The 14,187-nt window shown below is 64.7% G+C and carries 13 protein-coding genes; 2 read left to right on the top strand and 11 right to left on the bottom strand.

What is annotated here, in order from left to right; genetic code table 11:
* Window positions 1–41: 41 nt before the first annotated feature.
* The 6 genes from NKH28_RS00165 to NKH28_RS00140 are packed head-to-tail and all read right to left on the bottom strand — an operon-like array spanning window position 42 to window position 7,106.
* Window positions 42–503: a MarR family winged helix-turn-helix transcriptional regulator gene (locus NKH28_RS00165; protein ID WP_352977760.1), complete on the bottom strand. Its 462-nt coding sequence runs from the start codon at window positions 501–503 to the stop codon at window positions 42–44.
* Window positions 500–1,084: an amino acid synthesis family protein gene (locus NKH28_RS00160; protein ID WP_352506039.1), complete on the bottom strand. Its 585-nt coding sequence runs from the start codon at window positions 1,082–1,084 to the stop codon at window positions 500–502. The genes NKH28_RS00165 and NKH28_RS00160 overlap by 4 nt, the downstream gene beginning before the upstream one ends.
* Window positions 1,077–1,952, bottom strand: coding sequence for a UPF0280 family protein (locus NKH28_RS00155; RefSeq protein WP_352977460.1), 876 nt, complete (start codon window positions 1,950–1,952; stop codon window positions 1,077–1,079). Before NKH28_RS00155 ends, NKH28_RS00160 begins: the two co-directional genes overlap by 8 nt.
* A complete protein-coding gene (locus tag NKH28_RS00150; protein WP_352769453.1) occupies window positions 1,949–3,493 on the bottom strand; it encodes a 6-hydroxynicotinate reductase in 1,545 nt (514 codons plus the stop codon). Before NKH28_RS00150 ends, NKH28_RS00155 begins: the two co-directional genes overlap by 4 nt.
* Window positions 3,490–6,246, bottom strand: a complete 2,757-nt coding sequence (locus tag NKH28_RS00145; protein ID WP_352977458.1) for a molybdopterin-dependent oxidoreductase — start codon at window positions 6,244–6,246, stop codon at window positions 3,490–3,492. Before NKH28_RS00145 ends, NKH28_RS00150 begins: the two co-directional genes overlap by 4 nt.
* Window positions 6,246–7,106: an FAD binding domain-containing protein gene (locus tag NKH28_RS00140; protein ID WP_352977456.1), complete on the bottom strand. Its 861-nt coding sequence runs from the start codon at window positions 7,104–7,106 to the stop codon at window positions 6,246–6,248. The genes NKH28_RS00145 and NKH28_RS00140 overlap by 1 nt, the downstream gene beginning before the upstream one ends.
* A 272-nt stretch (window positions 7,107–7,378) precedes the next feature.
* Between NKH28_RS00140 and pncA the strand changes: the two genes are divergently transcribed.
* Window positions 7,379–7,978, top strand: coding sequence for a bifunctional nicotinamidase/pyrazinamidase (gene pncA, locus NKH28_RS00135; protein ID WP_352697255.1), 600 nt, complete (start codon window positions 7,379–7,381; stop codon window positions 7,976–7,978).
* Between the two features lie 142 nt (window positions 7,979–8,120).
* Complete coding sequence (locus NKH28_RS00130) at window positions 8,121–9,446, top strand: sodium:proton antiporter (protein ID WP_502906576.1); 1,326 nt, start codon at window positions 8,121–8,123, stop codon at window positions 9,444–9,446.
* On the opposite strand, the gene NKH28_RS00125 is transcribed toward NKH28_RS00130, so the two are convergent.
* From NKH28_RS00125 to NKH28_RS00105, 5 genes are all read right to left on the bottom strand, one after another.
* Entirely contained in the window at window positions 9,447–10,166 is a 720-nt protein-coding gene (locus NKH28_RS00125; RefSeq protein ID WP_352701831.1) for an ABC transporter ATP-binding protein, read from the bottom strand. It lies immediately after the preceding gene.
* A complete protein-coding gene (locus NKH28_RS00120) occupies window positions 10,159–10,887 on the bottom strand; it encodes an ABC transporter ATP-binding protein (RefSeq protein WP_352977451.1) in 729 nt (242 codons plus the stop codon). Before NKH28_RS00120 ends, NKH28_RS00125 begins: the two co-directional genes overlap by 8 nt.
* On the bottom strand, window positions 10,884–11,846 hold the full coding sequence (locus tag NKH28_RS00115; RefSeq protein ID WP_352970211.1) for a branched-chain amino acid ABC transporter permease: 963 nt from the start codon (window positions 11,844–11,846) through the stop codon (window positions 10,884–10,886). The genes NKH28_RS00120 and NKH28_RS00115 overlap by 4 nt, the downstream gene beginning before the upstream one ends.
* Entirely contained in the window at window positions 11,843–12,724 is an 882-nt protein-coding gene (locus NKH28_RS00110) for a branched-chain amino acid ABC transporter permease (RefSeq protein ID WP_352455934.1), read from the bottom strand. Before NKH28_RS00110 ends, NKH28_RS00115 begins: the two co-directional genes overlap by 4 nt.
* An 86-nt stretch (window positions 12,725–12,810) precedes the next feature.
* Complete coding sequence (locus tag NKH28_RS00105) at window positions 12,811–14,115, bottom strand: ABC transporter substrate-binding protein (RefSeq protein WP_352472378.1); 1,305 nt, start codon at window positions 14,113–14,115, stop codon at window positions 12,811–12,813.
* Between the last annotated feature and the right edge of the window lie 72 nt (window positions 14,116–14,187).

Raw genomic sequence — 14,187 nt, 5'->3', positions numbered from 1 at the left:
CGCCCGGCAGGAACAACAACCAAGCGCCGGCAGGCAGCAGATTAAGCCAGCCTGGCCAGCAGCTTCATGAAAATGGCCGCTTCCTTGGCAGAAAGCGGCGCCAGCGTTTCCTGCGTAATCTCACGGGCAAGCGGGATCAGCCGCTCGATCGCGTCGCGCCCCTCGGCGGTCAGATTGACCAGCAGGCGCCGTTTGTCGACTTCGTGTTTGCTAAGTTCGACAAAGCCACGCGCTCTCAGCCGGTCGATGACGCCCTTCACGGTCGCCGCATCCATGGCGATCAGGCTGCCAAGCTGGTTCTGCGAGGTCTCGCCGACGTCGCGCAATTTGGCCAAAGCGGCAAATTGCGGCGGCGTCAGATCGGCGATGTGTGCGGCGAAGATCGAGACATGGCGCTGATGCGCCTTGCGCAGGATGAAGCCGACCTGCTCCTGCAAGCGATAGTCGTTTTCGTCAGGCTCCTCGGCCTCGACCAGCTTGAGCCGATTGTCCTCGGCGCTCACCGCAGCCCATCCCATGCCTTAATTTCCTTGGCCGCCAGCCCACCCATGCGGTCGTGCACGCGCGGGCCGCAGGTCATGGCGAGGCAAAACAGGATCTCGTCGGGACGGGGGCCATCGCTGATGCCGATTTCCATGGCATCGAAATGGCTGCGCACATAGGCGGCGTTGATGTGGCCGAGCGGCACATCGAGCCGCGCGCCGAAGCCGCCGACCTTCTTTGCCGAGGGCACGATCGCCTTGGCGTCGCCGAGCCGTTCGCGCATGGCATAGCCGCCCGGCACATGCCACAGCGCGCCATGCTCCAGCTCGCCCGCCATGCCGACGATGGCGCCCTTGCCGTAACCGTCGATCTGTTTGACGTCGCCGCCCAATGCGGCAACAAGCCTGTCGGAGAGCAGCAGCCCGAGCGGCTTCAAATCCTCCATGGCGCTCTGCAGTTCCTCGACGTAATGGCCGGCGAACGGGTTCTTGACCACAGCCATGGCCGCCGCGCGGCGCCGCGGCACCTTCGCCACCGGCCCGCCTTCGTGAAAAATCTCTTCGGTCAGCACGGCGATCTTGCGGATCGGAAACTCAGGCATGAGCAATTTCCCTCTCTAAAACTTTATTGGCGAGCGCCATCGGACCTGCGATGCGCGCCTGACCGCCGAGGAAAAGTGCCGCGGCGGCAATCAGGCCGCGCCGCCGAAACTCCTCGGCAACGGCAAATCCGCCTTCCAGCGCGATAGCGATTTCAGCGGCGGAAAGCAGCCCCACGCCCTGCGTCACCAAACGGTCGCCGAGGTCGCTGTCAGGTGCGAGATCGCGCGCCCGTACGCGCCTAACGGCCGGATGACCGGGCAGGTCGACGGCGTTGGCGATCAAGGTCGCGGCGGCATCGGCTTCAGCACCCGTTGGCGCCAGCACCGTGACCGCGTCGGCGATGCCCAGCGAAAAGGAGCGGCCGCGCCAGCCGCTTGTCGCGACACCGCGGATCCCGTCTTCGGGGCGGATCGTGAGACGATCTGCCAACCCATGACCTGTCCCGGCAATGGCAAGCATCATCGACTGCCCGTGGCCGAGATAGATCGCGCTGTCGCCGCCATTATTGACATAGGCGCGCTCGAGCCGGCGGCCGGCAAGCAGCGCGCCAAGCACTTCGTCGGCTACCGAGCCGGCGACGGCCGCCATCGGCGTGATGAATTGTTTCGCTAGCGGAACGACCGCCACTTCCATGCGGCGCGCCGTCGGGCCAGCGAAAGCACGTGGCCGCGAGGCGGCCGGGCGCCGCAGTTCGGGCAACTCTTCGACCAGTTCAACCAGGATTGTCTGGAAGCGCGCCACTGCCTGGCGATATGCGGCGCTGCATTCACTCGCCTCGCCGAATGCCTCGACGATCAGATCGATCGGCCCATGATTGAGGTGAAGCCTCCGGCCGTCCTCGAGCCAATGCGCCTGCGGGCCGTTCATCGCCCGGCCCCGTTTGCGGTCGCGCGACGCAACTGCGCCAGCGGCGGCCAGGGATTGTCACGGGGTGCGGCCGTGCCGCGGCGCGGATTGAGATATTCGCCGCCCTTGGCCAGGATGTCGTCGACGCTGCGGATTTCGCCTTCGTAGCCGCCAAGCCTGACATAATCGTCGCGGCGCATGGTGAACTCGATCGGCGCCACCAGCGCCGGCGTCGGCACATAGCCGAAGGCGCCTTCCGGGACGCGGGTGACGTCGACCATCAGCGTGATGCCGCCGCCCGGCCAGACATAGACCGGCGCGCCGCCGACCGTCACGTAGGTCGTCAAGCCCTGCACCGAGCGGGTCAGATTGACCGGGTTCTCGGTGACGCCGGCGCGCAGCGAGCCGCCGGCGCCGCCGACGAAAAGCACGGTGCAGAGCGCCGGCTCGCAATTGTCCTCGATCAGTTCGACCGACTTCCGCAGCCGCTCCGGGAACGGTTTCTGGACCGGCTTCAATTCGTCGTCGAGCTCGTAATAGGCGAATTGCTCACCGGTGGTCGAGACCATCAGCAGCGACATGCCGGGGCGCGCACCCTTTTTGGCGTTCCATTCACCAAGGATCGACAGCGGGTCGGAAATGCTGGTGCCGCCCCAGCCGAGGCCGGGCTCCGACACCTTGAAATAACGGCCCGGCGTCGAACGGCGGCCGATGATCTTGATGCCGGTATCCTGCCAGCCAAGCACCTTGCCGGCCTGATGCTCGGAGACGACGCCGGTGATGTGGTCATCGACCACCACCACCTCGTCGACAAGGCCGCGCCATTGGGTCGCGAACATGCCTATGGTAGCCGAACCGCAGCCGACGCGCATGCGCTGCTCGAGCTTGCCGTCGATGACCGGCGGCTTGCCGGCTTCGACGATGACGGTGGCGCCGCCGTCGATGACGAGTTCAACCGGTTTGCGGTTGCACAGGGCGAGCATGGCGTCGCAGGTGGCGCGCCCTTCAGCCTTCGAGCCGCCGGTCAGATGATGTACGCCGCCCAGCGACAGCATCTGCGAGCCGTATTCGCCGGTCGTGACATGGCCGATCGCCTCGCCTTGGGCACGGACCGTAGCCGTTTCGGGGCCGATATGACGGTCGGTGTCGATCTTCACCTTGACGCCGCAATACGAGAAGATGCCCTCGGTGACGACGGTGACCAGATCGACGCCCTCGACCTCCTGGCTGACGATGAAGGGCGCCGGCTTGTAATCGGGATAGGTGGTGCCGGCGCCGATGGCGGTGACGAAGCGGCGGCCGGTGTTGACCAGTTCGCCGTCCCATGCCTCGCCTTCTTCGGCAAAGGGTACGATTGCGGCGCCGGTCTCGGCCGCGTGGTCGAGGATGGTCAGTGGATCCATCCGCACGATCCTGCCGCCAACATTGCCGTAGCGGTCGCAGGCGCCGGTGCGGCCATCGGCGATGTAGCACATGACTGGACAGGCATCGCAGCGGATCTTCTCGGCCACCAGCTTCTCGCCGGGATCGTGGGTCTCGAAGCGTTCGGCAAGCTCGCTCATCGGCGCGCCTCCTTGTCGAGGATGGCGGCGCGGATGCGGGTCGGCGTCGCCGGAATTTTGGTGACCAGCACACCGGTGGCGTGGCGGATGGCGTTGAGGATCGCCGGCGCCGTCGGGATCAGCACATGCTCGCCCAAACCCTTGGCGCCGAAGGGTCCTTCCGGATCCGGAACTTCTATCAGGATGGTCTCGATCGGTGGCACGTCGCCGATCGTCGGGATCAGATAGTCGTGCAGGTTTTCGGTGCGCCCGGGGATGAATTCCTCCATCAGCGCCATGCCGATGCCCTGGGCGATGCCACCCTCGATCTGGCCCTCTGCCAGTAAAGGGTTGATGGCCTTGCCGACATCGTGAGCGGCGGTGATTTTCATAAGCTTCACGGTGCCGAGCCTGAGGTCGACCTCCAGTTCGGCGATCTGCGCGCCATAGCCATAGACGGCATAAGGCTTGCCCTGGCCCTTGGCATCGAGCGGCAGCGTCGGCGGGTCGTAGCTTTCCTCGGCGCGAAAGACAAAGCCTTCGGGGTCTGCCTTCAGCGAGGAAAGATCGACGCGGCGGGTCGCTTCGCCTTCCCTGATGCTCAGGCTTGTGCCGTCCAGCGCAATCGCCGCCTTTTCCGAGACATTGGCGAAACGCAAGATCTCCTCGCGCAAGGCGCGGCCGGCCTTTTCGGCGGCCTTGCCGGTGACGAAGGTCTGGCGCGAGGCCGAGGTCTTGCCGGCGTCGGAGGTGATCGCCGTGTCGGCGCCTTTCAGCATGAATTTTTCGAGCGGAAGACCCAACGCATCGGCGCAGATCTGCGCGATGACAGTGTTCGAGCCTTGCCCGATATCGACCGCACCCTGATGCAGGACGACTTCGCCCGATGCCGAGATGCCGACCTTGATGGTCGACGGATTGGGCAGCGAGGTGTTGCCGCAGCCGTACCAGCAAGAGGCGACGCCGACGCCGCGTTTTCTTTCGCTGCTGCTACGGGCGTTGAACGCGTCGGCGTCAGTTAGGGCACGCTGCCAATGTGAACGGAGGGCCTCGAGGCAGTCGGCGATGCCGACGCCCGACTCGAGCCGCTGCCCGGTGACTGTTTCGGATCCGTTCCGAAGGCAGTTCTTCAGGCGAAAGTCGAGCCGATCCATGCCGAGCTTGTCGGCCAGGTCGTCATAGAGGGTCTCCTGCATGATCGTCGCCTGCGGCACGCCGAAACCGCGAAAGGCGCCGGCAATCGGGCCATTGGTGTGGATGGCGCGGCCTTCGGCACGATAGTTCGGCGTCGCATAGGGGCCGGAGGCGTGCACCGGCACGCGGTTGGCGACCGTCGGCCCCCAGCTGGCATAGGCGCCGGTGTTGAAATCGCCGGCGAAGACCATGCCGGTGACGCGGCCGTCGGCATCGGCGCCGATGCTCGCTCTCATCAGAGCCGGATGGCGTTTGGTGGTCGAGATCATCGATTCGGTGCGGCTGTAGGCGAGCGCCGCCGGCCGGCCGGTTTTCATGGCGACGAGGCCGATGAGCGGTTGCAGCGAGACGTCGAGTTTGGAGCCGAAGCCGCCGCCGGTGGCGGTCGGCACGATGCGCACCTTTTCCGGGGCAAGGCCGAGCACTTTTGCCGTGTCGTCGCGGTCCATATAGGGCGCCTGCGTGCAGGCGACGACCACCAGCGTGTCGCCGTCCATGAAGGCATAGCCGGCTTCCGGTTCGATATAGGCGTGCTCGACATAGGAGGTGTCGATGGCGCCGGAAACGACGATAGCCGCACCGGCAAGCGCGGCTTCCGGGTCGCCACGCTCGACGAAGCCGGAGGTGAGCAGGTTCGAGGGCCGGTTTTCATGGACCAGTTGCGCACCGCCGGCCTGCGCTTCGCCAGTTTCCAGAAAATGCGGCAACTCGGTCCAACTGACAGGAAAATCGGCAAGGTCGAGATCGAGGATAGCCTCTCGTTCGCCGGCAACCAGCGCCACCGCCTCACCGCGAAAGCGCGAAACCCCTTCGGCCAGCGCCGGCTGGTCGGCGAAGGGCGCGATGACGCCGAAACAATTCTTTCCCGGAATGTCGGCGGCGGTGAAGACGCCGGCAATGCCAGGACGGGATTTCACCCAGCTGCCGAGATCGCCAAAAGTGAAAGCGGCATGATAATGCGGCGAGCGGACCACCAGCACCGACAATGCGTCGGCCGGGAAAGAATCACCGCCGAATTTTTCGTCGCCGGTGACTTTCGGCAGGCCATCGAGGCGGATCGGGGAGGAGCCGACGGCATGGCCAGAGGATGGCATGTGCTGATCGAGGCCGTCGGCGTGGCGCCAAGCATCCATCACCGCGGCGACGATCTTGCGGTAGCCGGTACAGCGGCAGAGCACGCCGCCCAGCGCATCATGCGTTTCGGCCTCGCTCGGGCAAGGCGTCCTGTCCAGGAGTGCCGTTGCGGCGACCAGCAGGCCGGGCGTGCAGGCGCCGCATTGCGCTGCGCCATGCCTGAGAAACGAGGCCTGCAGCCCCGACAGCCGGCCATTGGCGAGGCCTTCGACGGTCGTCACCACGGTGCCTGAGGCGGAAGCCGCGGGCATCAGGCAGGCGCAGACCGGCTCGCCGTCGACCAGCACCGTGCAGGCGCCGCAATCGCCGGCATCACAGCCGATCTTGGTGCCGGTCAGCCGCAACTCGTCACGCAGCACCGCGGACAGCCGCCGCACCGGCGGCACACAAACGCTGACGGCGGCGCCGTTGACTTCGAAGGCGATGTCGGCGCGCTCCATGCCCATCAGGCCGCCGCCCTTTCGTCGGGAACAGCGCCCATCGCACCAAGCACGGCGCGGGCGACGATCTCGCGCGCAGCGTCCAGCCGATATTCGGCGCTGCCGCGCACGTCGCCGATCGGCGACAGCTCGTCCATCGGTGCGGATTGGATCGCAGTGGCCAGCGCGTGGCCGACGGGCCGGCCGCGTAGCGCCGCCTCGACACCCGCCAGGCGCCTGGCGACAACCGAGCAGGAACCGACGGCGACGGCCGCGTTCCTGACCATACCATCTTCGACGGCCAGGCGTGCGGCGGCCATGGCGATGGAGATGACGAGATAACGCCGCGCGCCGAGTTTCACGAAGGCGGAGCTGCCGGCGGTCGCGGGTTTGGGAATGCGGATTGCCGTGACCATTTCGCCGGGCTGCAGTGCGGTGCGACGGTTGCCGAGGATGAATTCTGCAAGGGGCAGATGCCGGGTCGCCACAGCGGAACGCAGTTCGACTTCGGCATCGAGCACCAGCAGTGCCGGCACGCCGTCGGCGGCCGGCGAGGCGTTGCAGAGATTGCCGGCAATCGAGGCAACGTTCTGGATCTGCACCGAGCCGACTTCCCGCGCCGCCTGCTTCAGCGCGTCGAAAGCCGCCGGCAGAGGATGGCGGACGAGATCGGTCCAGGTGGTGCGCGCGCCGACGAGCCAATGTTTTTCGGCTTCGGCAATGCCGCGCAATGCCACCAGGCCATTGATATCGAGGACATTGTCGCGGAAAGGCTTGCTGCCCTGTGCCGGATAGAAGTCGGTGCCGCCGGCGAGGATGCGCCATTGCCCTTCGCCCAGCAAAGCGAGGGCGTCGTCGACCGTGGTGGGTTTTGCGTAACGGATCACGCTTTGCCTTCCCAGAATGGGCTTCCCGAGAGGGGATCCTGCCGAAAGATTTTCCCGAGCATTCAAGGCAGGAAATTCATTCGTATGCAAATGATATCAAGCCGGCAGGAATTGTCAAAGCCAGAGTTTGCACGGCTGTTGGCACCGGTGCACCCGGAACGCATTCGTTATGCCATGAGAGGTTGACGCAGCCGGCCATCTGGTCAAGTTTCTGCGTCCGGTCGCGTTTTCATTGGAGCCTAAGCTCAAGACCAAGAAAATAAGGAGGCTCCATGGCCGACGAAGCGCTTGTCGTTATCGACCTGCAGAACGATTTCTGCCCGGGTGGCGCCCTTGAAGTGGCCGGTGGCGACGAAATCGTGCCGTTGGTCAATGACCTAATCCGGCGGACCGAGCACGTCCTGCTGACGCAGGACTGGCACCCTGCCGGCCATTCGAGCTTTGCCTCCAGCCACCCCGGCAAGCAACCGTTCGAAACGATCGACGTGCCTTATGGCCACCAGACGCTGTGGCCGGATCACTGCATCCAGGGCAGTCTGGGATCGGATTTCCATTCGGGCCTCGCCTGGAGCAAGGCCGAGCTGGTGATCCGCAAGGGGTTCCGTCCTGCGATCGACAGCTATTCCGCATTCTTCGAGAACGACCGGACGACGCCGACCGGCCTTGCCGGCTATCTCCGGGATCGGAACATCGAGACGCTGACCCTGGTCGGCCTGGCGACGGATTTCTGCGTCGCCTTTTCGGCGCTCGACGCGGTCAAGCTCGGTTTTGAGACGTCCGTGCGGCTCGACGCCTGCCGCGGCATCGATCTCAACGGCTCCGTGGAGAGGATGCTGGGCCGGATGCGCGATGCCGGCGTGACACTGATTTGAACGTCATCCAGCCGAACCTGACAGACTTTTGAGGGGCTTCATGCGGTTTGCGGCGTTGACGGCAAGTGCTGCACTTATTGCAGCAATCTCTTCTCCAAGAGCGGTTCTCGCGGCCGAAGCGCACGAATTGCCTGGCGCCGCCATGTCGCTTTGGTGGGTGCTGCCGTTTGCCGGGCTATTGCTTTGCATCGCGACCGGCCCGCTGCTGTTCCATCATGCCTGGGAGCACCATTACGGCAAGATCGCTGCCTTCTGGGCAGCGTTGGTGATCGGGCCGCTGGCCATCGCCTTCGGCATCCCGTCCACCACGCAGGCGGTGCTGCATGCGCTGCTCACCGAATACATGTCGTTCATCATCCTGCTGTTTGCGCTGTTCACCATTTCGGGCGGTATCTTCGTTGCCGGCAACATACACGGCACGCCGCTGGTCAATGCCGGGCTGTTGCTGGGAGGGGCGCTGCTTGCCTCGATCATTGGCACAACCGGCGCCTCGATGATCCTGATCCGGCCGCTCATCCGCGCCAACGACAACCGGCGCTTCAACGCCCATGTCGTCATCTTTTTCATCTTCCTGGTGTCCAACATCGGCGGGTCGCTAACGCCGCTGGGCGATCCGCCGCTGTTCGTCGGCTTTCTGCGCGGCGTCGATTTCTTCTGGACGACAGTTCACCTGCTGCCCGAGACGCTGTTCGTCGCCGGCGTGGTGCTGGCTGTTTTCCTGGCGATCGACATCATCATGCATCGCCGGGAGGAAGGCGCGCCGAAGATCAAGGATCCGACGCCCGACAGCAAGGTGCGCATTCGCGGCCTGGCCAACATCCCGCTGCTGGCCGGCGTAATCGCCGCGATCCTGATTTCCGCTGCCTGGAAGCCGGGAGTGAGTTTCTCATTTCAAGGCGTCAGCCTCGAGCTGCAGAATCTGGTGCGCGACGCCGCCATCCTGATACTGGCCTTCACTTCGCTTGTCGTCTCGCCGAAGGAGTTTCGCGGCGCAAACGCCTTCAACTGGGGGCCGATTGCCGAGGTGGCGAAGCTGTTCGCCAGCATCTTCATCTGCATCGTGCCGGTCGTCGCCATCTTGCGGGCCGGGCTCGATGGCGCGCTGGCGCCGTTGGTGCTGCTGGTCAGTTCGCCGACCGGCGCGCCGGACAACCTTGCCTATTTCTGGCTGACCGGAGCGCTGTCGTCCTTCCTCGACAATGCGCCGACCTATCTGGTGTTCTTCGAGCTGGCTGGCGGCGATGCGCAGCATCTGATGACCGAGCTCGCCTCGACGCTGGCGGCGATCTCGGCAGGCGCGGTGTTCATGGGCGCCAACACCTATGTCGGCAATGCGCCGAATTTCATGGTCTATGCCATTGCAAGGCATCGCGGCATCAAGATGCCGAGCTTCTTTGGCTATATGGCATGGTCGGGCGCGGTGCTGATCCCGACATTCCTGCTTGCCGGCTTGCTGTTCTTTGCCTGATCATCCGACGCCGACATAGCGACGAACCGCCGAGGGATCGGCACGCAATTCCTCGACATCGACCGTCTCGCGGTTGCGGCCGTTTTCGATGAAGCAAACGCGGTCTGCGACCGACAGCACAGCATCGACGCGCTGCTCGACAAGAATTGTCGATACGCCAAGCGCACGCAGTTTCGACACGGTTTCGCGGATCTTGGCGATCATCGACGGCATCAGCCCTTCGGTCGGCTCGTCGAGCAGGAGCACCTGCGGTTCCAGACACAGGGCGCGGGCCATGGCCAGCATCTGCTGCTCGCCGCCGGATAGCGTGCCCGAACGCTGCCTGAGGCGCTGGCGCAACAGTGGGAAGAGATCGAGCACGTTTTCGCGCGTCGCCTTGCCCTTGTTGCGGGCTATCAGGCCGATCTCGATGTTTTCCGCCACCGTCATCTCGGCGAACAGCCGCCGGCCCTGCGGCACGTAAGCGACGCCGGCCTTGGGCACCTCGTGCGCCGGCAAGCCGGTCAATTCCCGGCCTTCGAGCCTGATCGAGCCGGCGGCTGCCGGCACCAGGCCCATGATCGCCTTCAGCGTCGTCGTCTTGCCGGCGCCGTTGCGGCCGAACAGGCAAAGCACCTCGCCCTCGTTCAGAACCAGATCCAGCCCATAGAGCACCTGGACCTCGCCATAGAAGCAATCGAGCCCGGAAACGGTCAGTGCCTTGGACTGGACCTCAGTCATGGGTCGTTCCCAGATAGGCGTCCTGCACCGCGGCATTGGCGCGGATCTGCTCGGGCGTACCTTCGGCCAGAATCCTGCCGGCGTTGAAGACGGTGATGCGGTCGGCGAGTTGCATGACCACCGGCATGTTGTGCTCGATCAAAAGCACGGTGGCGCTATCGGCGATCTCGCGCACCAGCTCGATGAAATTGTCGATCTCGCTGTCGGCCAGCCCTTGCGTCGGTTCGTCGAGGATCAGCAGGCGTGGCTTCAGCGCCAGTCCCATCGCCACTTCCAGCAGCCGCTGGTGACCGTAGGACAATTGCCCGGCCGGCATTTGCGCGCGATCGGCAAGGCCGGTGCGCTCGAGAGCCGCCATGACGCCGGTGTGAACCGCGCCCTTCGAACGGCCATCGGTCAGCGTGCGCTGCACCGGCAGGGCAACATTGTCGTAGGCGCTGAGATTGGCAAAGACGCTGGTGATCTGGAAAGTATAGGCGATGCCGAGGCGAACCCGGGCGTAGGCAGGCAGGCTGGTGATGTCCGCGCCGTCGAAGACGATCGTGCCCGACGAGGGCTGGATGCGGCCGCTGACCAGGCTGACGAAGGTGGTCTTGCCGGCACCGTTGGGGCCGATAATGGCGCGAATCTCGCCCGGTATCAGCGCGAAGTCGACGCCGTCGACGGCACGCAAGCCGCCGAAACTGCGCGACAGGCCTTTGGTGGTGAGCAGCGGCATCATGGCAACCACCCGAGCCAGCGCTGGCGGATGCTGCCGAGAATGCCTCTCGGGAAGAACAGCACCAGCAGGATGAGCGCTATGCCGACGACCAGCAGATAGGCCGAGGTGTAGCCGCTGGCGACGTCGATGACATAATACATGAACAGCGTGCCGATCAGCGGACCGAGCGTGGTGGCGGCACCGCCCAGCAGCACCCAGAGCAGCGGCAGGATGGAGTATTGCACCGAGGCGAAGCTCGAGCCGACATAGCCGAACAGCAGCGCATAGGCCGCGCCGGAAGCCGCGCAGATGCTGCCGGAGATGACGACGGCGGCGAGCTTGCTGGAGAACGTGTCGTAGCCAAGCATCTTGGTCCGCTCCTCGTTCTCGCGGATGGCGACCAGCACGCGACCGTAGCCGGAGCGGACTATCGCCAGGCTTATGAGCAGCACGATCGAGAACAGTGCCAGCGCGCTCATATAGCGCACGGTCGGGTTGGTGAGGTCGAGTGACGTGCTGCCCAGGACAAGGACACGCATCGGCTGCGGCACGACCATGCCCTGGTCGCCACCGGTCCAGGCAGCGAAATAAAGAATGACGAGATAAAATACCTGAGCGAACATCATGGTGACGATCATGAAGGCGACGCCGGAGGTGCGCAGCGCCAGCAGCCCGATCACCAGCGCGAGAAGCGCGCCGCAGGCAAGCCCGGCTGCGAAGGCGGCCGGCACGCTCCAGCCGAGATGGATGACGGCAAGGCCGGCGCCATAGAGCCCGGCTGAAAAGAACATGGCATGGCCGAGGCTGAGCAGCCCGACATAGCCGAACAGCAGATTGTAGCCCATGGCGAAGACCGCCAGCACCATGATGCGGGCGAGCAGGCCGTGATGGTATTCCGGCAGGACGAAGCTAAGCCCGAAAAGCAGGGCGATGACGCCGAGGTGCAGCGCATATGGCTTTGCCGGCGAAGCATCCTTCATCGTGATGTCGTCCCGAACAGGCCCTGCGGCCGGAACACCAGCACCATGGCGACGAGCAAGGTGGCGATGATCTTGGCCAGCGTCGGTGAGAAGAACACCGAGATGATGCCGTCGGAAAGGCCGATCAGCACCGCGGCGACGACCGTGCCGCGCAGCGAGCCGAGGCCGCCGATGATGACGACGATAAACGACAGCAACAGCGGGTCCTGTCCCATCAGATAGTGGGCCTGGCTGATCGGCACGATCAGCACCGCGGCGACAGCAGCCAGCATGGCGCCGAGCGCGAAAACACCGGCATAGACTCTGGTCACCGGGATGCCGAAGGCCTGCGCCGTCTCGCTGTCATATTGCGTGGCGCGCATGACGAGGCCGATTTTCGTGCGCGTCAGCACCAGCCAGGTCGCGACCAGCAGCAGCGCCGACGCGGCGATGATCGACAGCTTGTAGCCGGAATAGCCGAACCACGGCAGGAGGATGCGGTAGCTGAACGGCGGCTCCACCGGCCGCGCCTCCGGGCCGTAGAAGGTCAGCGCCAGTTGCTGGATGATGTAGAGCATGCCGATGGTGGCGACGATGGTGGCTTCCGGATTGTAGTTGAGCCGGCGCAGCACCAGCCGTTCGGCGAGCAGCGCGATCAGGCCGACGATCAGCGGCGCCAGCACCAGGGCGGCCAGGAAGCCGAGCGCCGGATGGCCGGATATCGCCGTTGAGATCGCCCAGGCAAGCACCGCGCCCAGCATGAAGAACTCGCCATGCGCGACATTGACGACGCGCATGACGCCGAACACCAGCGACAGCCCAAGCGCCGTCAGCGCCAGCACGGCGGAGGTGACGAGGCCTTCGAGGGCGGCGAGGAGCAGGTGAGGTCCGAAGTGCATCGCCTAAGCACCGGCGGATGCGCGAAGCACCCCCCTCTGGCCAGAGGGGGGTATCTTGGCTCTCACGCTTGCTGCAGCAGCCAAGCTCACAGCGTCTGCGTCGTGTAATCCCCCTCAGGCTCGTAGAGGCCGTCCTCGATCTTGGTCTTGTGGACGACATTCAGCCGGCCGCCTTCAACCTTGGAGATGTTCTGGATGCCAAAGCACTGGTGGATCTTGCCGTTGAAGGTTTTCGGCCCTTGCGGGTGCTCCGGCCCCTCGGCGAACTCGGTCAACGCCTCGGTCGCCTCGACCAGCTTGGCGCGGTCTTCCGGGCCCTTGTAGCCGGCATCCTCCATCGCCTTCTTGACGACGTAGAGCGTTTCCCAGCAGCCGAACATGTGCGCGGCGGTGGAGACGTCCTTGGGGTCGCCGACGGCGGCACCATTGTCGTCGATGCCGACGGCGGCGCGGTAGGCTTTCTGCGCAGGGGAGTCATCGGGCTGCGCATAACGCGGCGAGCCTTCCCAGAAATGGCTGCCGTCGAGGAATTCGAGGCCGGGGCTGTTGATGTCGGTGGCTTCGAGCGAATCGATGAAGCCGAACAATTGCGGCCGATTGGAGCCGTAGAACTCGCCGAGCTCCTTGACGAAGGTGAGCACCGCCGGGCCGACCATGACGTGGTAGATCACCTCGGTCTCTGCGGGGATCTGCGGGAAATATTTGGTGAAGGAGGATTCCGTCGGCGGAATCGCGATCTGCGCAATGACCTCGGCGCCTTGCGCCTTCAGGGCCGGCGGCAGGTAGTCGCGATGGTCGTAGCCGAAAGCGAAATCGGGGAAGATCTGCGTCACCTTCTTGCCGGCATTGGCGGCAATCCACGGCGCCATCGACTGGATCTGGCTCTTCACATCGGTGATGCCGGGCTGGAAGACGTAGCGGTTCAACTTGGTCGAGGCGACGTGGTGGCCTTCGCTGACAACGAAATAGGGCATCTTGGCCTCGCCGGCGGCCGGCGCCGAGCCGATGACGACATGCGAAAACAGCGTGCCGTAGACGATATCGGTCTTGTGCTGAGAGGCGAACTTGCCGACGACTTCGGCTCCCCGGCCGGGATCGGTGCCGTCATCCTCAATGATCACCTCGACGGGTCGGCCGTTGATGCCGCCGGCATCGTTGATCGCCTTGACGGCAGCCGCTGTGGTCTTCTCGTACCAGCGGCCATAGGCGGCGCCGATGCCGGTGCGGTGCGACTGGAAGCCGATCTTGATCGGCGCCGAGTTCTGCGCCTGGCTGTAACGCACGAAACCCGGCGCGACGGCAAGACCGGCGCCGGCGGCAAGGCCCTTCAGCGCCGTGCGGCGGGTGAGAGCGGATCTGGAGAGATCGAAAAACCCATTCTTGTCAGTCACGGCAGTTCCCCTTGTTTTTGAGCTTTGACCAATGGCTGTAGCAGGCAGGCCACTCTTGTTAAGAGGGGCGAA

The sequence above is a fragment of the Mesorhizobium sp. M1227 genome (genome assembly GCF_040318315.1).
Taxonomy (GTDB): Bacteria; Pseudomonadota; Alphaproteobacteria; order Rhizobiales; family Rhizobiaceae; genus Mesorhizobium.
Note: the sequence above shows the minus strand (reverse complement) of the source record. Positions and strands in the feature narration are given on the sequence as shown.

What these genes read in the sequence shown, in the direction of transcription:
- NKH28_RS00160 (WP_352506039.1), bottom strand. Translation starts at nt 1,084, where the DNA reads ATGCCTGAGTTTCCGATCCGCAAGATCGCCGTGCTGACCGAAGAGATT.
- NKH28_RS00155 (WP_352977460.1), bottom strand. Translation starts at nt 1,952, where the DNA reads ATGAACGGCCCGCAGGCGCATTGGCTCGAGGACGGCCGGAGGCTTCAC.
- NKH28_RS00150 (WP_352769453.1), bottom strand. Translation starts at nt 3,493, where the DNA reads ATGAGCGAGCTTGCCGAACGCTTCGAGACCCACGATCCCGGCGAGAAG.
- NKH28_RS00145 (WP_352977458.1), bottom strand. Translation starts at nt 6,246, where the DNA reads ATGGGCATGGAGCGCGCCGACATCGCCTTCGAAGTCAACGGCGCCGCC.
- pncA (WP_352697255.1), top strand. Translation starts at nt 7,379, where the DNA reads ATGGCCGACGAAGCGCTTGTCGTTATCGACCTGCAGAACGATTTCTGC.
- NKH28_RS00130 (WP_502906576.1), top strand. Translation starts at nt 8,121, where the DNA reads ATGTCGCTTTGGTGGGTGCTGCCGTTTGCCGGGCTATTGCTTTGCATC.
- NKH28_RS00125 (WP_352701831.1), bottom strand. Translation starts at nt 10,166, where the DNA reads ATGACTGAGGTCCAGTCCAAGGCACTGACCGTTTCCGGGCTCGATTGC.
- NKH28_RS00120 (WP_352977451.1), bottom strand. Translation starts at nt 10,887, where the DNA reads ATGATGCCGCTGCTCACCACCAAAGGCCTGTCGCGCAGTTTCGGCGGC.
- NKH28_RS00115 (WP_352970211.1), bottom strand. Translation starts at nt 11,846, where the DNA reads ATGAAGGATGCTTCGCCGGCAAAGCCATATGCGCTGCACCTCGGCGTC.
- NKH28_RS00110 (WP_352455934.1), bottom strand. Translation starts at nt 12,724, where the DNA reads ATGCACTTCGGACCTCACCTGCTCCTCGCCGCCCTCGAAGGCCTCGTC.